This window comes from Microbacterium sp. TNHR37B (assembly GCF_001620065.1).
In the GTDB taxonomy this organism is placed as follows: Bacteria; Actinomycetota; Actinomycetes; order Actinomycetales; family Microbacteriaceae; genus Microbacterium.
The window spans coordinates 973605-991668 of record NZ_LQGV01000001.1 but is presented as its reverse complement, the minus strand read 5'-3'; the positions used below and the strand labels follow the sequence as shown (position 1 = coordinate 991668).

At 71.6% G+C, this 18064-nt stretch carries 15 protein-coding genes; 11 read left to right on the top strand and 4 right to left on the bottom strand.

Features of this window, described 5'->3' with window-relative positions:
- Nucleotides 1-4: 4 nt before the first annotated feature.
- Both AVP41_RS04835 and AVP41_RS04830 read right to left on the bottom strand, forming a co-directional pair.
- A complete protein-coding gene (locus tag AVP41_RS04835; protein ID WP_067161492.1) occupies nucleotides 5-1249 on the bottom strand; it encodes a sugar ABC transporter substrate-binding protein in 1245 nt (414 codons plus the stop codon).
- A gap of 136 nt (nucleotides 1250-1385) precedes the next feature.
- A complete protein-coding gene (locus AVP41_RS04830; RefSeq protein WP_067161489.1) occupies nucleotides 1386-3437 on the bottom strand; it encodes a beta-galactosidase in 2052 nt (683 codons plus the stop codon).
- Between the two features lie 169 nt (nucleotides 3438-3606).
- Here AVP41_RS04830 and AVP41_RS04825 point away from each other — a divergent pair, with 169 nt between their 5' ends.
- The 3 genes from AVP41_RS04825 to AVP41_RS04815 are packed head-to-tail and all read left to right on the top strand — an operon-like array spanning nucleotide 3607 to nucleotide 7138.
- Complete coding sequence (locus tag AVP41_RS04825; RefSeq protein ID WP_067161486.1) at nucleotides 3607-4620, top strand: LacI family DNA-binding transcriptional regulator; 1014 nt, start codon at nucleotides 3607-3609, stop codon at nucleotides 4618-4620.
- A 48-nt stretch (nucleotides 4621-4668) separates the two neighbouring features.
- A complete protein-coding gene (gene metG, locus AVP41_RS04820; RefSeq protein ID WP_067161483.1) occupies nucleotides 4669-6240 on the top strand; it encodes a methionine--tRNA ligase in 1572 nt (523 codons plus the stop codon).
- 22 nt (nucleotides 6241-6262) lie between these two features.
- Nucleotides 6263-7138, top strand: a complete 876-nt coding sequence (locus AVP41_RS04815) for a TatD family hydrolase (RefSeq protein ID WP_067161480.1) — start codon at nucleotides 6263-6265, stop codon at nucleotides 7136-7138.
- A gap of 33 nt (nucleotides 7139-7171) precedes the next feature.
- Here the strand turns inward: AVP41_RS04815 and AVP41_RS04810 are convergent, their stop codons facing one another.
- Both AVP41_RS04810 and AVP41_RS04805 read right to left on the bottom strand, forming a co-directional pair.
- On the bottom strand, nucleotides 7172-8176 hold the full coding sequence (locus AVP41_RS04810) for a LacI family DNA-binding transcriptional regulator (protein ID WP_067161477.1): 1005 nt from the start codon (nucleotides 8174-8176) through the stop codon (nucleotides 7172-7174).
- Nucleotides 8173-9399, bottom strand: coding sequence for a glutamyl-tRNA reductase (locus tag AVP41_RS04805; RefSeq protein WP_067161474.1), 1227 nt, complete (start codon nucleotides 9397-9399; stop codon nucleotides 8173-8175). Before AVP41_RS04805 ends, AVP41_RS04810 begins: the two co-directional genes overlap by 4 nt.
- A 173-nt stretch (nucleotides 9400-9572) precedes the next feature.
- On the opposite strand from AVP41_RS04805, the gene hemE reads away from it, so the two are divergent.
- Genes hemE through hemL form a run of 8 tightly spaced genes read left to right on the top strand, consistent with a single transcriptional unit; the run spans nucleotide 9573 to nucleotide 18060 of the window.
- Nucleotides 9573-10649 carry a uroporphyrinogen decarboxylase gene (hemE, locus tag AVP41_RS04800; RefSeq protein ID WP_231902663.1) on the top strand — a complete coding sequence of 359 codons (1077 nt, stop codon included), beginning with the start codon at nucleotides 9573-9575 and terminating at the stop codon, nucleotides 10647-10649.
- The gene (locus AVP41_RS04795; protein ID WP_231902662.1) at nucleotides 10646-12016 is read left to right on the top strand and encodes a protoporphyrinogen/coproporphyrinogen oxidase; all 1371 of its coding nucleotides are present in this window, start codon (nucleotides 10646-10648) and stop codon (nucleotides 12014-12016) included. The genes hemE and AVP41_RS04795 overlap by 4 nt, the downstream gene beginning before the upstream one ends.
- Before the next feature lie 52 nt (nucleotides 12017-12068).
- The gene (gene hemQ / locus AVP41_RS04790; protein ID WP_067162798.1) at nucleotides 12069-12743 is read left to right on the top strand and encodes a hydrogen peroxide-dependent heme synthase; all 675 of its coding nucleotides are present in this window, start codon (nucleotides 12069-12071) and stop codon (nucleotides 12741-12743) included.
- Entirely contained in the window at nucleotides 12743-13972 is a 1230-nt protein-coding gene (locus AVP41_RS04785; protein WP_067161468.1) for a ferrochelatase, read from the top strand. The genes hemQ and AVP41_RS04785 overlap by 1 nt, the downstream gene beginning before the upstream one ends.
- Complete coding sequence (gene hemC / locus AVP41_RS04780) at nucleotides 13969-14910, top strand: hydroxymethylbilane synthase (RefSeq protein ID WP_067161466.1); 942 nt, start codon at nucleotides 13969-13971, stop codon at nucleotides 14908-14910. The genes AVP41_RS04785 and hemC overlap by 4 nt, the downstream gene beginning before the upstream one ends.
- Entirely contained in the window at nucleotides 14907-15764 is an 858-nt protein-coding gene (locus AVP41_RS04775; RefSeq protein WP_082829010.1) for a uroporphyrinogen-III synthase, read from the top strand. The genes hemC and AVP41_RS04775 overlap by 4 nt, the downstream gene beginning before the upstream one ends.
- Nucleotides 15761-16756 carry a porphobilinogen synthase gene (gene hemB / locus AVP41_RS04770; RefSeq protein ID WP_067161463.1) on the top strand — a complete coding sequence of 332 codons (996 nt, stop codon included), beginning with the start codon at nucleotides 15761-15763 and terminating at the stop codon, nucleotides 16754-16756. Before AVP41_RS04775 ends, hemB begins: the two co-directional genes overlap by 4 nt.
- Entirely contained in the window at nucleotides 16753-18060 is a 1308-nt protein-coding gene (hemL, locus tag AVP41_RS04765; protein WP_067161460.1) for a glutamate-1-semialdehyde 2,1-aminomutase, read from the top strand. Before hemB ends, hemL begins: the two co-directional genes overlap by 4 nt.
- Nucleotides 18061-18064 lie beyond the last annotated feature (4 nt).

Sequence of the window (18064 nt, the reverse complement as noted above, 5' to 3'; positions counted from 1 at the left end):
GGAATCAGCCGATCAGCGCCTCGAGGTCGCTGATCATCTTGTCCCAGGTGGAGGCGGGGTTCGCGCCCTTGATGATCTGCACCTGTGCGGCGTTCCACAGGTCCCAGACCGAGCCCATCTCGGGGATGTTCGGCATCGGGACGCCGTTCTTCGAGGAGGCGACGAAGCCGGCGATGACCGGGTCGGAGGAGACCTCGGTGGCCAGGTCGTTCCACGCGGGGATGCGCGGGTCGGCCTCGTACAGCGCCTTCTGCGCGTCGTAGGTCGCGAGGTACTTGGTGAGGAACTCCTGCGCGACCAGCGCGTTCTTGCTCTGCGAGCTGATGTAGAAGCCCTGGACACCGACGAACGGCGATGCCGTCTGGCCACCGGCCGACGGGATCGGGTTGACCTTGACCTTCACGCCCTTCTCGGTGAGCGCCGCGATCGCCCACGGACCCTGGACGGTGTAGGCGGCCTTGCCGCTGGCGAACAGCTCGTTGTTGGTGTCGTAGTCGACGGTCGTGGAGATGTAGCCGTCGCCCTTCTCCCCGTTCGCGCCGAGCCACTCGGCGAAGGCCTTGCCGGCGTCGCCGCCCATGCCGACCTCGGTCGTGTAGCCCTTGTCGTCGCTCTGGAAGACGGGCGCGCCGAAGGAGGTCTGGAAGCCGTACATCGTGTAGGCGTCACCGGTCTGTCCCGCGGTGTTGATGACGACGGGGCGCTCGACTCCGGCCTTCTCGCCCGCCGCGATCATGTCGTCCCACGTCGCCGGGGCGTCCTCGCCGACGAGGTCGGTGTTCTGGATCAGCGCGATGGTCTCCAGCGAGTAGGGAAGGGCGTAGAGCTGGCCGTCGTAGGTGAAGGCGTCCAGCGACACCGGCGCGAAGTTGCTCGCGGTGTCGGTGAGGTCCAGGGGTGAGACGACACCGGCCTGCACGAGTCCGCCGAGCCAGTCGTGGGCACCGATCGTGATGTCGGGGCCTTCGCCGGTGGGGACCTGGTTGGTGAAGTCGGTGCGGATGTCGTCGAAGTTCTTCTGGACGAGCTCGATCTTGCCGCCGGTCTCCGACTCGAAGGTCTTGGCCGCCGCCGCGATCGCCGGCTTCCGGTTCTCGTCGGTCCAGACGGTGAGCGTCACGCCGCTCGCGTCGATTGCGGCGGCCGACGACTCCGACGGTGCCGGGGTGGTGGGGGTGTTGCTGGAGCAGCCGGCCAGCAGGATGCCGGTCGTCGCGAGGGCGGCGACGGCGATGCCCATCTTGCGCATGGATTTTCCTTCCGAAGGATGGCCGGGCCTCGTCCCCCTGGGGGGATTCGTCACGACCGGGTGGGGTGCCGCAGACGGATGCTGCGGCGCTGTGTTCAGTGCGTGTTCGCGGGCGGGCCCGCAGGTGCGGGGTCGGTCATCGACCACCCCCTTCGGCTGTGCGCTGCGTGCGGATGACGGCGACGTCTCCCGCACTCAGCACCAGCGTGCCTCGTGCTTCCTCCTGTGTCAGCAGGTCGAAGCCCGATGTCTGCAACGAAACGGTCTCGGTTCCGTGGTTGATGGCGATGAGGTACTCGGCCTCGTCGGTGATGCGCCGGACCGCTTCCACTCCCGCGGGAAGCCCGCTCGGGGAGATGCCGGCGTCGGCATAGGCCGCATCGAGCACCGCGGCGAGCCCCGCTGCGTCGGGTCGGGTGCTGAGGTACCAGCCCACGCCGTCGCCGTGCGTGTTCCGGGTGACGGCGGGCCCTCCCGCGGCGGGTCCGCCGTCGTACGTGGCGCGGACCTCGGCGGTCGTGAGGACGAGGTCCTCCTGCCAGGTGTCGGCCGGGTAGGGCGTCTCGTCGAAGACGATGCCGGCGACGTCTCCCGCGCGAAGGGGCAGGTGCTCCTCGACGCGGAGCCCGAGCGAGGGCTCGAGCGGAGCCGCGAAACCCCCGGCGTGGACGGCGTCGTGCTCGTCGACGACGGCGGAGAAGAAGGAGACGACGAGGGTGCCGCCGCCTTCGACGTAGCGGTTCAGGTTCTCGGCGTCGGCCGCGCTCAGCATGTACTGCGCGGGGGCGATCACGAGCTTGTACCGGGAGAGGTCGTGGCCGGGGAGGGCGAAGTTCACGGTGATCTGGTCGCGCCACAGCTTCTCGTAGAAGGCACGGATGCGCTCGGCGTGGCTGACGTCCTCGGACGGGCGCCACTCGAGGTCCTGGGCCCAGAACGACTCGAAGTCCCAGAGGACGGCGACCTCGGCGGGCACGTGGGAGCCGCGCACCTCGGCGAGCGCGCGCAGCTTCGCCCCCAGGTCGACGACTTCCCGCCAGACGCGGGAGGTCGTGCCGGCGTGGGGGAGCATCGCGGAGTGGAACTTCTCGGCGCCGGAACGGGACGCCCGCCACTGGAAGAACAGGATGCCGTCGGCGCCCCGCCCGAAGTGGGACAGCGAGTTGCGCGCCATCTCGCCGGGCCGCTTCGCGACGTTGCGCGGCTGCCAGTTGACCGCGGACGTCGAGTGCTCCATCAGGATCCAGGGCGCCCCGCGTCCGACCGAGCGCGTCAGGTCCGCGGCGATCGCCAGCCCGATCTCTCCTTCTTCGTCGGCGGCCCAGAGGTAGTGGTCGTCGGAGACGATGTCGACCTCGCGCGCCCAGGCCCAGAGGTCGCATCCGTTGTGCTGGTTCGCCATGAAGTTGGTGGTGATGGGCCGGTCGCTGTGCGCGCGGATCGCGTCGCGTTCGGCGATGAAGCAGGAGCGCAGCTGGTGGTCGGTGAACCGGGCGAAGTCGAGGCGTTGTGCAGGGTTGACGACCGAGGGTGCGGTGGCGGGGGCGCCGATGTGCTCCCACTCTCCGTAGTGCTGTCCCCAGAACGCCGTTCCCCACGCGGCGTTGAGCGCGTCGAGGGTCTCGTAGCGTTCCTGCAGCCACCGCCGCCATTCCCGGACGGAGTGGGCGGAGTAGTCCTCGCCGACGGGCACGCCGTACTCGTTGTGCACGTGCCACAGCACGACGGCGGGGTGGTGGCCGTAGCGGCGGGCCAGCTCCGTGGCGATCCGCACGGCGGCCTCGCGGTAGGCCGGAGCCGAGTGGGAGGCCATGCCGCGGGCCCCGAACCCCAGCGGGACACCGTCCCTCGTGACGGCGCGGGCATCGGGATGCTGGGCGAAGAACCAGGCCGGTGGAGAGGCGGTGGGGGTGCCGAGGTCGACGGAGATGCCGTTCCGGTGGAGCAGGTCGATCACGTCGTCGAGCCAGTCGAAGTCGAACTCGCCCTCGCTGACTTCCAGCAGCGCCCACGCGAAGATGCCGATGCTCACGAGGTTGACGCCGGCGTCGCGCATGAGGGCGACGTCTTCCTCCCAGACCTCGCGCGGCCACTGCTCGGGCGTGTAGTCGCCTCCGTAGGCGATTCCCGTGAGGGCGGGCCACGCGGAGGTGGCACCGAGCGTGTCGGGAAGCGCGGGGGCATGCATGTCGAGTCGGGTCCTCATCGTCCTGGGTAACTGTGACCGGTCACAGCCTCGCGATCAGTGTACGTCCGACGCCGCGGGCCGCCGTCGTTCGTTATCCAACTGTGACCGGTTACAGATTCCCGGTGCCCGTCTCCCCGTCGTGGCGAGACGACAGGGTAGAGTCACGTCGATGACTGCGGCGCCGACTCCCCGGAAACCGACCATCCGCGATGTCGCGGCCGTGGCCGGGGTCTCTTACGGCACCGTGTCGCGCGTCATCAACGGAGGGCACTGGGTGTCCCCCGAAGCCCGCGCCGCCGTCGAGGCGGCGATCGTGGAGACGGGGTACACCGCCAACCACGCCGCGCGGAGCCTCGCGACCGGGCGGTCCAACTCGCTGGCGTTCCTCCTCACCGAGCCGCAGCACCTCCTCTTCGCCGACCCGACCTTCGCTCTCCTCCTCCGCGGGGCGACCGAGGCTCTCGCGGAGCGTTCGATGACCCTCGTGCTCCTGATCGCCGACACCGCCACCGAACAGGCCAACGTCGAACGCTACGTCCGGGCCGGTCACGTGGACGGTGTCCTCCTGGTCTCCTCGCACGAGTCGGACTCGCTGCTGGCCGCGCTCGTCGAGGCCGGCGTTCCCACCGTCTGCACCGGTATCCCGTTGGGCGAAGTCGCCGGCGTCCCCCACGTCTCGGTCGACGAGGCCGGATCGGCCCGGATGATGACCCGTTATCTCCTGGACCGCGGGCACCGCAGGATCGCCCTCATCACCGGTCCGAACGACACTCCGGGCGGTCGCTTCCGCCTCGTCGGCTTCCGCGAAGAGATGGGCGAGCTGTTCGATCCCGCACTGGTGGAGCAGGGCAGCTACGAGCAGGCCACCGGAGACGCCGCGATGACGCGGCTGCTGGAGCGCGCGCCCGACATCGACGCCGTCTTCGCCGCGTCCGACGTGATGGCCGTCGGCGCCATCGCGGCGCTGCGTCGCGCGGGCCGGCGCGTTCCCGAGGACGTCGCCGTCGCCGGGTTCGACGATTCGGGACTGGCCGCGCTGCACACCCCGCCGCTGACGACCGTGCGCCAGCCCTGGGCGGAGATCTCCAGCACGATGGTCGACATGGTCCTCGACGTCATCGGGGGGACCCCCCGTGAGCCGGTGATGCTTCCGACCACTCTGGTGGTGCGCGACACGGCCTGACCCGTCACACAGAGCGATCGGCTCCGCCCGCCCAACTAGAATCCTGGGGTGAGCAACGGCCGTTCCTTCTACATCACGACGCCGATCTACTACCCGAGCGACCTTCCGCACATCGGTCACGGGTACACGTCGGTCGCCGTCGACGCCCTCGCGCGCTGGCACCGCCAGGCAGGGGACGACACCTGGATGCTCACGGGCACCGACGAGCACGGTCAGAAGATGCTGCGTGCTGCTGCCGCCAACGGCGTCACGCCCCAGGAGTGGGTCGACCGCCTCGTGCAGGAGTCGTGGTTCCCCCTGCTGGAGACCCTCGACGTCGCCAACGACGACTTCATCCGGACGACCCAGCCCCGTCACGAGGAGCGGGTGCAGCAGTTCGTGCAGGCGCTCTACGACCGCGGGTACATCTATGCGGGGGAGTACGAGGCGCTCTATTGCGTCGGGTGCGAGGAGTTCAAGCCCGAGGCGGAGATCGTCGACGGCACCGGACCGTTCGAGGGGCTCAAGGTCTGCGCGATCCACTCCAAGCCGCTGGAGCTGCTGCAGGAGAAGAACTACTTCTTCAAGCTGAGCGAGTTCCAGGACCGTCTCCTGGAGCTCTACCGCGACGAACCCGATTTCGTGCGCCCCGAATCCGCGCGCAATGAGGTCATCTCCTTCGTGCGCAGCGGTCTGAAGGACCTCTCCATCTCGCGCTCCGCGTTCGACTGGGGCATCCGCGTGCCGTGGGACGACACCCACGTCATCTACGTGTGGGTCGACGCTCTCTTGAACTATGCGACGGCCGTGGGCTACGGGACCGATCCCGAGCAGTTCGCGCGCCGATGGCCCGCCTACCACGTGGTCGGCAAGGACATCCTCCGCTTCCACGCGGTGATCTGGCCGGCGATGCTGATGGCGGCCGGTCTCGACGTCCCGCGCGGTGTCTTCGCGCACGGGTGGCTGCTCGTGGGCGGCGAGAAGATGTCCAAGTCCAAGCTCACGGGCATCGCACCGCAGGAGATCACGGACGTCTTCGGCTCGGACGCGTACCGGTTCTACTTCCTCTCGGCGATCGCGTTCGGTCAGGACGGCTCGTTCTCGTGGGAAGATCTGTCGGCGCGCTACCAGGCGGAGCTCGCCAACGGCTTCGGCAACCTGGCCTCGCGCACCGTCGCGATGATCGAGCGTTACTTCGACGGCGTGGTGCCGCCCTCGGCCGAGACCACCGAGGCCGATGAGCGCATCCAGCGCACGGTCGCCGATGCGGCCGAGGCCGCCGACGCGGCGATGGAACGGTTCCGGCCCGACGAGGCGATCACGGCGATCTGGACGATCGTCGACGCCCTCAACGGCTACATCACCGAGAACGAGCCCTGGGCGCTCGCGAAGGACGACGGTCGACGCGCGCGCCTCGGGACGGTGCTGTACACCGCCGCCGAGGGACTGCGTGCGCTCGCCGTGCTGCTGTCTCCGATCATGCCGGCGGCGACGGAGAAGCTCTGGGTCGCGCTCGGCGCGGACGCCCTCGGCCGGCTCGTCGACCAGCCGTTGCGCGAGGCGGGCACATGGGGAGGGCTGCGTCCCGGGGGCAGCGTCAACGGCCTCGCCCCGCTGTTCCCCCGCGTCGACCAGTCCTGACCTCTCGAGGAGCCGACACGCCATGACCGATCCGTCGGGCTATGTCCGGGTGCGAGAGAAGGGCAACCGCGATGTGAGCTATCCGCCCGCGCCCGAGCCCCTCTCCGTCGCGGTCTACGACAACCACACCCACCTGGAGATCGAGGACGGCGAGGGTCTTCCCCTCGGCGAGCACCTCGCCCGCGCCGCGGCGGCAGGGGTCGCCGGGGTCGTGCAGGCCGGTGGCGACATCGAGTCGAGCAGGTGGTCGGCGTGGGCGGCGGCGCACCATCCGGGGGTCCTTGCGGCGGTGGCGATCCATCCGAACGAGGCCCCGGCCTACGCCGCGCAGGGACGACTGGCCGAGGCGATCGCCGTCATCGACGATCTCGCCGCTCAGCCGCGCGTACGGGCCATCGGGGAGACCGGGCTCGACTTCTTCCGCACGGGTGAGGAGGGGGTGCCGGCCCAGCTCGAGAGCTTCGAGGCGCACATCGCCCTGGCGAAGAAGCACGACCTGGCGATGCAGATCCACGATCGCGACGCGCACGACGCCGTACTGGAGACGCTCGAGCGGGTGGGAGCGCCGGAACGGACCGTCTTCCACTGCTTCTCGGGCGACGCCGACATGGCACGCGTGGCCGCCGACCGCGGCTACTGGCTGAGCTTTGCGGGCAACGTGACGTTCAAGAACGCGCAGAACCTCCGCGACGCGTTCGCGGTGACGCCGCTCGATCGCGTGCTGGTCGAGACTGACGCGCCGTTCCTGACGCCGGTGCCACTACGGGGGAGGCCGAATGCGCCGTACCTCGTGCCGCTCACGGTGCGCTTCCTTGCACAGGAGCGGGGGCTGGGCCTCGACGAGTTCTGCGCACAGATCGCCGCCAACACTCTCGCCGTCTACGGCTCCTTCTCTTAGCAGACGAGCCCGGCGGACGGGCGTCGGGGTGGATCAGCGCGTCGTGGATCCGCGGACGAGCTCCCAGGGCAGGTCGATCACCTGCGGCACGTCCCGGGGTACGAGGGTGCCGGTGAGGGACTCGATCGCGGCGAACATCGCGTCGGCCGCGCGCTCGGGGTGGACGCACACGTGCGTGACACCGAGGCGCTCGTTGAGGGCGCAGTCGCGGGTTCCCGGTTCGCTGGTGCACAGCGCGACGAGCTGGAGATCGCGCGGGATGACCGCGGTGGTGGCCTCCAGCTGGAGATAGATCTCCGGCCCTTCCTCGCAGAAGGCGAACACCGCGTCGGCGCCTCGCTCGAGGAGGTCGCGTACCTCCCGGGCCAGGCGGCGGCGTCCCGGGTCCACGCGGGCGACGAGCGGCGTGCGACCGCGCACGGCCGACCAGGCGAGGTAGGCGCTCTCGCCGATCTGATCGCGCGGGACCTCGCTCTCATCGACGAGGAAGCCGATGCGCTCGGCCCCCGCGCTCTCCAGATGCGCGAGCCCGGCGCGGACGGCCGCGTCGTAGCCGGTGCGGATGCTGAGACCGGGCGCCCCCGCGATGTAGAGGTCGTTCGCGACGACCGGGATGCCGCGGGCAGCCGCCTCACGGAGGACGGCGCGGTCGTCGGCGGGATCGGGGAAGTAGAGCAGATCGACCTGGGCGCCCGGCAGGAGGTCGGGGCGGGCATCGGGGAGGACCGTCACCGTGAACCCGTGGGCTGCCGAGGCCCGTACGAGGGCGTTCAGCTGGCGCGTGCGCTGGAGCGCGCGGCGGGCGTCGCCGTCGGTCGTGTCGCCCATGACGAATCCGACCGACATGGTGCGTCCGCTCCGCAGGGCGGCGGCGTGCTTGTTGGGCGTATAGCCGAGCTCGGCCGCGATGAGCTTGATGCGCTCGCGGGTCTCCGGCCGAAGGCTGCCGCGATCGTTGAGCGCCTGGCTGATCGCGGCGGTGGACACCCCGGCGCGCAGGGCGATGTCCTTGAGGGTGACCCCGCGCGCCTCGCTCACGTCTCCTCCGGGAAGCCGGGGAGGACCGTGGCCACCGCGTCCGCCCACGCGCCGCCGTCGCCCACGGCGGCCAGCGAATGGCCCCGCGCGATGAGACCGTGCAGGAGGACGCCCGAGAAGTGACGCAGGGCTGCTTCGGACTCGGCGCTCACGCCGCGCGCGATCTCGCTCTCCAGGACGCCACGAACATGCTCGCGCAGGGCGACGACGGCGGGGGACACCTCGTGGACGCGATGGGACACGGCGTGACGGGAGGCGGCCGCGCGGACGATCTCGCGGGCGTGGCCGAGCGTCGCGTCTTCGTCGATCGGAGCGTGCACGCGGATCGTCTCCAGGTCGAGCAGCTCGACGCCGGGAATGCTGCGCACGCCCGGGTCGACGTTGCGGGGGAGGCCGAGGTCGACGATCACCTGCGGCCGGGCGGCACCGGCGCGCGCGACCGTGTGATCCTCCGCGGCGATCGCGTAGGTACCGGTCGTGGTCGTGCACGTGACGACGACGTCGGCGGCGGCCGCCTCGGCGGCGTAGGCCTCGGGCGGCACGGAGACCAGGTGCTCGCGATGGGCGAAGCGGCGGCGTCCGGAGCGCGAGTGGACCCGAATGTCGCGGGCGCCGGTCTCGCGCAGTGCCGCGAGGGCCACGGCCGCGTATCGACCGGTGCCGACCAGCAGCACCCGCGCCGTCGCCCAGTCGTCGATGCGGGAGCCGGCGAGATCGACCGCCAAGCGCACGAGCGATCTTCCCGACTCGCCCAGCCGGGTGCTGTTGCGGACCGAACGCGAGGCTTCGGTCGCCCGCTGGAAGAGGTGCTCGAGGGGAGCGGTCGTCACGCCGTCGCGGCGCGCCGCCTCCAGTGCCCGCCGGACTTGGCCGGCGATCTCGTCCTCGCCGAGGGCGACCGAGTCCAGTCCCGACGCGACCGAGAAGAGGTGCTCGGCCACTCCATGCCCCTGCGTGAACTCGACGGTGTCGCGGAGGGTCCGGAACGGGAGATCGCTCAGTCCCGACAGCTGTTCCAGCGCGGCGTCCATCGCCGGCACCGGTGAGGTGTCGTCGAGGTCGAAGTAGGCCTCGAACCGATTGCACGTCGACAGGACGACCGCGCCGCGGATCTCCTCGTGAGCCGCCGTGAGACGAGGAGCGATCGCGTCTCCGATGCCGGCGAGCCGCTCGAGCGAGTCGAGTGGCGTGGTGCGCTGATGCGCGGTGAGGCAGACGAGCACGGTGCGGAGCCCCTTTCGGATCCGGGCTAGTATATCGATTAACTCGATCGAGGAGCCGCACCATCTCACTCTCCACGCCTTCTGCATCTGCCGCGCCCTCGCCCTCGGCGACCGCTGACACGGCGGCGATCTCCCACCCTCTCATCGCGCACGACACCGCCTCGTCGCGCCTCGTGCGCGCCCTCCGCGGCGAGCGGCCCGAGATCACCCCGGTGTGGTTCATGCGTCAGGCGGGGCGTTCGTTGCCCGAGTACCGCGCCCTCCGTGCGACCGGGGGCATGATCGACGCATGTCTCGACCCTGCGCTGGCGAGCGAGATCACCCTGCAGCCGGTGCGTCGACACGGCGTGGACGCGGCGATCTTCTTCAGCGACATCGTCGTGCCCCTGGCCTTGGTGGGGATGGAGGTGGAGATCGCCCCGGGGCGCGGGCCGGTGTTCGCCCGGCCTCTGTCCACGGCCGCGGAGATCGCCCGCGCCGTGCGGATCGATCCCGCGCTCGTCCGCGAACGCGGTGAGGCGGTCGTGAGCGCGGTGAGCCGGACCACCCAGATGCTCGGAGAGGTGTCGGCTGATCGCGGTGAGCCGCTTCCGCTCATCGGCTTCGCCGGCGCGCCGTTCACGCTGGCGGCCTATCTCGTCGAGGGGGGTCCGTCCAAAGATCACCTCGCCGCCCGCCGGCTGCTCCACGACGACCCCGCGGCATGGCACGACCTGACGGCCTGGCTCGCGGAGGTGAGCGGCGAGTTCCTCGCACTCCAGGTGACGGCGGGGGCGAGCGCCGGACAGCTGTTCGACTCGTGGGCGGGAGCGTTGGCGCCTCATGACTATCGAGAGGGCGCGCTGCCGGCCTCTCGAGCCGCCCTCGATCGCGTCCGCGCGTTGTCGCCCGCCGGCGTCGGGCGGGTGCCGCTCGTGCATTTCGGCGTCGGCACGGGGGAGCTCTTGGCCGATATGGCCTCCGCCGACATCGATGCCATCGGCGTCGACTACCGCGTTCCGCTGGATGAGGCGATGCGGCGCGTGGGACGCGATCTGACCGTGCAGGGCAACCTCGACCCGGCGATGCTGTTCGCCGGCGAGGAGGCGCGTACCGCTCAGGTGCATCGCATCCTCGAGGAGGGACGTCATGCTCGCGCCCATGTCTTCAACCTCGGCCACGGGGTGCCCAAAGACGCCGATCCCGATGCGATCGGAGCGGTCGTGCGGACGGTGCACGACTGGCGTGCCGCGGGAGGGCAGCAACCGTGAGCGGTTCCGCAGTCGACCTGGTGGTCGTCGGCGCCGGGATCGCGGGGCTCACCGTTGCGCAGGAGGTCGCGCGAGCGGGCCACCGCGTGGTGGTCCTCGACGCGGGGGAGAAGCCGGGCGGTCTGCTCCGCGCGCGCGAGCTCGCGGGAGTGGCGATCGATGTCGGGGCCGAGTCGTTCGCGACGCGGACGAGCGGCGTCGCCGACCTGATCGCCGAGGCCGGCCTCGATCTCTCGATCGTCTCTCCGGCCACCCCGGGGGCGGTCATCGCCGCCGTCGACGACAGCGATCCCCGCGCCGGGGCGACGATCCTCCGCGCGGCGCTTCCGCGGGCGACGGTGCTCGGGATCCCCTCGGATCCTCACGCGGACGATGTCGTGCGGATTCTGGGGCGTGCCGGCGCGCACCGCGTGGCCGCCGAGGTCATCGACGGCCACGCGGGGGACGGGCCCGAACCCTCCCTCGCCGATCTCGTCGCGGCCCAGTGCGGCGAGACACTCCTGCGGCGCCTCGTGGATCCGCTCTGCCGGAGCGTCTACTCCCTGCCGGCCGACCGGCTCCTCCTCTCCCGCGTGCACCCGGCGATGTGGCGGGAGTACCGCGCCCGCGGATCGCTCGTCGCGGCGGCTGCCGCGGTGGCCGCACCCGGCCGGGCCGGTGCCGCTGTCGCGGGGATCGCGGGCGGGATGTGGCGTCTGGCCGATGCCCTCGGCCGTGCCGCGGGGTCAGAGGGTGCTCAGCTGCATGGCCGGACCGTGGTGCGCTCCCTCGCGAGCACGCCCGAGGGGATCGAGGTGCACGCCGACGGCGGTACGTGGAGCGCTCGTCGCGTCGTCGTGGCCACCGGTCCCCGGGCGGCGGCGGCATTGCTCGACCCAGCCGCGGAGCGGGCTCACGACGTGGCCGTCCGCGTCGTCGCGGCGCGCGTCGACGAGCCCGCCTTCGACGCGCACCCGGTCGGCTCCGGCGTGATCGTGGCCCACGAGGTCCCGTCCGCCGCGAAGGCCCTCACGCACGTGACCGCGAAGTGGGCCTGGGCGGCCGAAGCGGTACCCGCCGGCGCGCACGTCTTCCGGCTCTCGCTCCGCGACCCCGGCAGCGGCCGTCTCGTCGACCGGGACGACATCGCCCGAGAGATCGCCCTCCTCACCGGTGTTCCGGTCGATCCCGCCCGCGTGACCGAGGTGACCGGCGCGGAGTGGGACGACGCGACCGGCGCCCTCGCGATCTCCGACGAACGTCGTGAGCACTGGCGCGAGGCCGGTGTCATCCTTGCCGGCGCGGGTGTCGCCGGCACCGGCCTCGCGTCGGTCGTTCCACACGCCCGGGGTGTCGCCGCCGAGCTCCGCGCCCTCCTCGCCGCGTGATCCCGACCTCGCGACGCCCCTCCGACTCCATCCCTCGAACAGGAAGAACACCATGACCGAAGAGAACCTCGTCGGATACACGCTGTTCGCGATCCTCCGCGGACCGCGGCCCCGTTCGTCCGCCCCGTCGACGTCGGGCCTGGATGCGCTCGGCGATCGGATCGCAGAGGTCGCGGCGAAGGGGGTCACCCTTCGCGGCCTCTACGACGTCACGGGAATGCGGGCCGACGCCGACCTCATGGTGTGGCTGCACGGGGAAGACGCCGCAGCCCTCCAGCACGGGCTCCGGGCGCTCCGACGCACCGAGGTGCTGGCGGACTTCTCGTGCGAGTGGAGCGCGATGGGGGTGCACCGCGAGGCGGAGTTCAACAAGCGACACGTTCCCGGCTACCTGCGGGGGGAGGAGCCGCGGGAGTGGCTCTGTCTGTACCCCTTCGTGCGCAGCTACGAGTGGTACCTCCTCCCGGAAGCGGAGCGGGCGCAGATGCTCGCCGAGCACGGCCGCCAGGGTGCCCGGTTCACCGATGTGGTGGCCAACACCGTCTCCACCTTCGCGCTGAGCGATTACGAGTGGTTGCTGCCGTTGGAGAGCGACAACCTTCTCAGCCTCGTCGACCTCATGCGCGATCTGCGCGCGACCGAGGCGCGCCGACACGTGCGAGAAGAGGTTCCGTTCTACACGGGCCGTCGAGTGGAGATCGCCGAGCTCGCGGAGGTGCTGTCCTGATGGCCGAGATCATCCGCGAGCCGTTCCGCCCCAAGCCCCCGCGCGCCGAGGCGGCCCCGGACTGCGCGCCCGGGTGCCGCGTGCCCGCCGCCACGGCCGCCACCTGCGCCGGCGAGCCGCACGCCACGGAGGCCGTCGCGTACGACGGTGTGCTCCTCCTCGGATTCGGGGGTCCGGAAGGTCAGGACGACGTGATCCCCTTCCTCCGCAACGTCACCGCCGGTCGCGGCATCCCTGACGAGCGTCTGGAAGAGGTCGCGCACCACTACCGGCACTTCGGCGGCGTATCGCCCATCAACGATCAGAACCGGGCGCTGAAGGCGGCGCTGGACGCCGAGCTCGCCCGACGCGGGCGGGACATCCCCGTGTACTGGGGCAACCGCAATTGGATGCCCTACGTCGCCGACGCACTCGGAGACGCCCACTCCGCCGGCCACCGGCGACTGCTCGCGATCGCCACCAGCGCGTACTCGTCGTACTCGTCGTGCCGGCAGTATCGCGAGGACCTGGCCGACGCGGTCGCGGCGACGGGGCTGGCGGGTGAGGTGGAGATCGACAAGGTGCGTCAGTTCTTCGACCACCCCGGCTTCGTGACGCCCTTCGTCGAGGGGATCCGTGCCGGGATCGACGCGCTCGCCGAGCGCGGGATCACCGACCTCGCCGGAGAGGTCGAGGTGCTGTTCTCGACGCACTCCATCCCCGATGCCGACGCCGACCGCTCCGGACCTCCCGAGCGTGCGTTCGGGGCCGGCGGCGCCTACGTCGCCCAGCACACGGCGGTGGCCGCGCAGATCATGTCCCAGCTCGGGATCGACAGCTCGTGGCAGCTCGTGTTCCAGAGCCGGTCGGGCCCGCCGCAGGTCCCGTGGCTCGAACCCGACATCAACGATGCCCTGCGGGAGCTTCCCGCCCGCGGCCGCCGCGCGGTTCTGATCGTTCCGCTCGGGTTCGTGAGCGATCATATGGAGGTGCTCTGGGACCTCGACACCGAAGCCCTCGAGACCGCGGAGGAGCTCGGGCTGGTCGCCGTGCGCACCGCGACGCCGGGGACCCATCCCGCGTACGTGGCGGGCCTCGTCGACCTCATCGAAGAGCGGCTGGCGGGAACCCCCGCCGATGAGCGACCCCATCTGACCGACCTGGGCCCGTGGTACGACGTGTGCCGGCCCGGGTGCTGCGAGAACAAGCGGCTCGGCTTCCAGCCGGCCCTCGCCGGGATCGCGCCATGAGCACTCCGCTGCGCCTGGGGACGCGCGCGAGCGTGCTGGCAACCACGCAGTCCGGGCACGTCGCCGACGCTCTCCGTGAGGCGACCGGCCGCGAGGTCGAGCTCGTCCCCATCACGACGGACGGCGATGTGCTCACCGGGCCGCTCGCGCAGCTCGGGGGAACGGGTGTCTTCGTTGCAGCCCTGCGCGAAGCGCTGTTGCGGGGCGAATGCGATCTCGTCGTGCACTCGATGAAAGACCTCCCCACCGCACCGGTGGACGGCCTGGTCATCGGCGCTGTGCCGCCGCGGGCGCCGCAGAACGACGTCCTCTGCGCGCGCGACGGGCTCACCCTCGACATGCTGCCGCAGGGAGCGGTCGTCGGCAGCGGCTCGCCCCGCCGAGTGGCCCAGCTCCGGCGTCGCCGCCCCGATCTCGACGTCCGGGGCATCCGCGGCAACGTGGACACCCGCCTGCGCAAGGTCCGTGACGGCGAGTTCGACGCGACCGTGCTCGCCGAGGCGGGGCTCACGCGGATGGGGCTGACCGGCGAGGCGACCGACCGGTTCGCCCTCTCGGAGTGGCCCACCTCGGCCGGGCAGGGGGCGCTGGCGGTGGAGGTCCGCACCGACGACCCCGCTCTCGCTGAGGTCGTCGCGCGCATCGGCGACGCCGTTTCGACCCGCAACGCGCTGTGGGAGCGGGAGGTCCTGCGCCTCCTGGAGGCCGGCTGCGCCGCGCCGGTGGGGATCAGCGCGCACTCGGACGGAGAAGCAGTCGCCCTGCTCGCGGAGGTCTACTCGCTCGACGGTTCCGAGGCGGTGCGCGCGACCCGGAGTCTTCCCGCCGAAGCCCTCGCCACCGACGAGGCGCGACGGTCGGCTGCGGTCGACGTCGTCGACGAGCTCCTGCGCGCCGGGGCCGGTGAGCTCGCGGATCTCTCCGGGAGCGGAGCGTGACCGTCGCGTCGCACGGGGGAGCGGAGCGGGGCGCCCTGGATGGCGCCCGCGTGCTGATCCCTCGCGGAGGAGGGTGGGGCGAGCGCGTGCGTGCCGGCCTCTCCGCCCGCGGGGCGATCGGCGTCGTGGCGCCCCTGATCGCCTCCGTGCCCCCGCGCGACATCGCGGCGCGCGATCGGGACTTCCGGGCGCTGGCGGCGGGGGAGTACGAGTGGCTGTTCCTGACGAGTGCCGCCGCCGTGGAGCAGCTGAGCCGCGCGGAGGTCCGTCTCCCCGCGTCGGTGCGCGTGGCGGTCGTCGGCGCCGCGACCGCGCGAGCGGCTGCCGCCGCCGGGTACGAGGTCTCCTTCGTCCCGGTCGGCCACGCCTCAGCTCGGGCGCTCGTGTCGCAGTGGTGCGCGGGGCGTGAGCCCCGCCGAACCGGCCGATCGCTCGTGGTGCGCTCCGACCTCGCGACCTCGGTCGTCTCGGACGAGCTCGAGGTCCGAGGGTTCGCAGTGGACGCGTGCATCGGCTACCGGACGGTGGGCGTCGACTTGGAGCCCGAGATCGCGGTCGACCTCCGCGAGGGCAGGATCGACGTCGTCCTCCTCACCTCCCTCAGCGTCGGACGCGAGCTCCGGCGCCAGGTCGGCGTCCTCGCCCCCCGCACGCTCCTGGCCTCCATCGGCCCCGGCACGACGCGAGACGCCGAGCGTCTGGGGTTCACGGTGGCCTATACCGCTCGCAACCAGAGCATCGACGCGCTCATCGCCGAGCTCGACGCGCAGCCCGATGCCCTCACGACCACCCCTCCCGATACGATCTCGCCCGGCAGGATGACCGCCGGTGGAGGAACGGAGACATTCCGATGACCGCCTTCCCCGATCGCCGGCTGCGCCGACTGCGCACGACCGCGGCCCACCGGCGCCTGTTCGCCGAACACGACCTCACGCCGCGGCGCCTGATCCTCCCCGTCTTCGTGAAGGAGGGCATCGCCCAGGCCCAGCCCATCGCGAGCATGCCCGGTGTCGAGCAGCACCCCCTCGACGGCCTCGCCGACGTCGTCGATGAGGCGGCACGTGCAGGGATCGGCGGCATCATGCTGTTCGGCGTCCCCGCCGTCCGCGACGCGGTCGGCTCGGGCGCGACCTCGCCCGACGGCATCCTCAACCGTGCGATCACGGTGGCGCGTGATGCGGCGCAGGGGCGCCTCACCGTGCAGGCCGATCTGTGCCTGGACGAGTTCACCGACCACGGCCACTGCGGCGTGCTCGACGATCGTGGTCGGGTGGACAACGACGCCACGCTCGCCGTGTACGGGCGGATGGCGGTGGCTCAGGCCCGGGCCGGGGCCGACGTGTTGGGGCTGTCCGGCATGATGGACGGCCAGGTCGTCGCCGTTCGCCACGCCCTGGACGAGGCCGGCCATACCGACGTGGTGCTCCTCGCTTACGCCGCCAAATACGCGTCGGCCTTCTACGGTCCGTTCCGCGATGCCGTCGAGTCCACCCTCGACGGAGATCGCCGCACCTATCAACTCGACCCCGCGAACGGGCGGGAGGGCCTTCGGGAAGCGGACACCGACGTCGCCGAGGGTGCCGACATCGTCATGGTCAAGCCCGCCGGACCCTACCTCGACGTCCTCGCCCGCGTCGCCGACGCCTCCCCGGTGCCGGTCTGGGCGTACCAGGTGTCGGGCGAGTACGCCCTGATCGAGCATGCAGCCGCCGCCGGACTCATCGATCGCGACCGCGCCATCGGGGAGACCCTCGTCGGTATCCGGCGAGCCGGCGCCGATGCCATCCTGACCTATTGGGCCGTCGAGGTGGCCCAGCGCCTGGCGCGCGGAGAGGACCTGACATGACCGCCAACGAGGAGCTCTTCGCCCGAGCCCTGCGGGTGATCCCTGGCGGCGTGGACTCCCCGGTCCGCGCTTACGGCTCTGTGGGAGGGACGCCTCTCTTCCTCCGCTCCGCCGAGGGCGCTCGCGTCACCGACGCTGACGGCCGCCGCTACGTCGACTTGGTCGCGAGCTGGGGACCGGCCCTCCTCGGGCATGCGCACCCGCAGGTCGTGGAGGCCGTCGTCGAGGCCGCGCGGCGCGGGCTCTCCTTCGGCGCGCCGACGGCGGCCGAGGCGGAGCTCGCCGAGGAGATCGCGAGTCGGGTGCCCGGCGTCGAGAAGGTGCGTCTCGTCTCGACGGGGACGGAGGCGACGATGACGGCCATCCGTCTCGCGCGCGGTGCCACGGGACGTGACCTGCTGATCAAGTTCGCGGGGCACTACCACGGCCATTCCGATGGGCTGCTCGCCGCTGCCGGATCGGGGCTTGCGACCTTCGCGCTCCCCGGATCCGCGGGCGTTCCCGACGCCATCGCGGCCCAGACGCTCGTCCTCCCGTACAACGATCGAGAGGCGGTGCGTGCCGCCTTCGCCGCCCACGCGGGGCGGATCGCCGCCGTCATCACCGAGGCCGCCGCGGCCAACATGGGCGTCGTGCCGCCGGAGTCCGGCTTCACGACCTTCCTCGCCGACACCTGCCGCCGCGAGGGCGCCCTGCTGATCAGCGATGAGGTGCTCACGGGGTTCCGGGCCGCTCCCGGCGGCTACGCCGAGGTCCTCCGCACCGAAGGCGAAGACGTCCGTCCCGACCTCGTGACCTTCGGCAAAGTGATCGGAGGCGGGCTTCCGGTGGCCGCGCTCGGCGGACGCGCGGAGGTCATGGATCTGCTCGCGCCCACCGGACCGGTGTATCAGGCCGGCACCCTGAGCGGGAACCCGGTCGCGGTGGCGGCGGGACTGGCGACGTTGCGTCTGGCAGATGGCGACGTGTACGCCCGCATCGCTCGCGCTGCCGACCTCGTGGCCACCGAGGTCCACGCGGCGCTCGATGCGACCGGCGTCCCGCACGTCGTGCAGCAGGCGGGCACTCTCTTCAGCGTCTTCTTCGGCGAGGCCGTCGTCGCCGGAGTGCCCGACTACGCCACGGCGCAGCGGCAGGATGCCGCCGCCTACGCCCGTTTCTTCCATGCCATGCTCGCGGAAGGGGTGTCGTTGCCGCCGTCCGCGTTCGAGGCGTGGTTCCTCACGGCCGCCCATGACGACGCGGTCCTCGCGGAGGTCGTGGCCGCCCTTCCCCGTGCGGCGGAGGCGGCCGCGGCCGCGTGACCGG

What these genes read in the sequence shown, in the direction of transcription:
- AVP41_RS04835 (WP_067161492.1), bottom strand. Translation starts at nt 1,249, where the DNA reads ATGCGCAAGATGGGCATCGCCGTCGCCGCCCTCGCGACGACCGGCATC.
- AVP41_RS04830 (WP_067161489.1), bottom strand. Translation starts at nt 3,437, where the DNA reads ATGCATGCCCCCGCGCTTCCCGACACGCTCGGTGCCACCTCCGCGTGG.
- AVP41_RS04825 (WP_067161486.1), top strand. Translation starts at nt 3,607, where the DNA reads ATGACTGCGGCGCCGACTCCCCGGAAACCGACCATCCGCGATGTCGCG.
- AVP41_RS04815 (WP_067161480.1), top strand. Translation starts at nt 6,263, where the DNA reads ATGACCGATCCGTCGGGCTATGTCCGGGTGCGAGAGAAGGGCAACCGC.
- hemQ (WP_067162798.1), top strand. Translation starts at nt 12,069, where the DNA reads ATGACCGAAGAGAACCTCGTCGGATACACGCTGTTCGCGATCCTCCGC.
- AVP41_RS04785 (WP_067161468.1), top strand. Translation starts at nt 12,743, where the DNA reads ATGGCCGAGATCATCCGCGAGCCGTTCCGCCCCAAGCCCCCGCGCGCC.
- hemC (WP_067161466.1), top strand. Translation starts at nt 13,969, where the DNA reads ATGAGCACTCCGCTGCGCCTGGGGACGCGCGCGAGCGTGCTGGCAACC.
- hemB (WP_067161463.1), top strand. Translation starts at nt 15,761, where the DNA reads ATGACCGCCTTCCCCGATCGCCGGCTGCGCCGACTGCGCACGACCGCG.
- hemL (WP_067161460.1), top strand. Translation starts at nt 16,753, where the DNA reads ATGACCGCCAACGAGGAGCTCTTCGCCCGAGCCCTGCGGGTGATCCCT.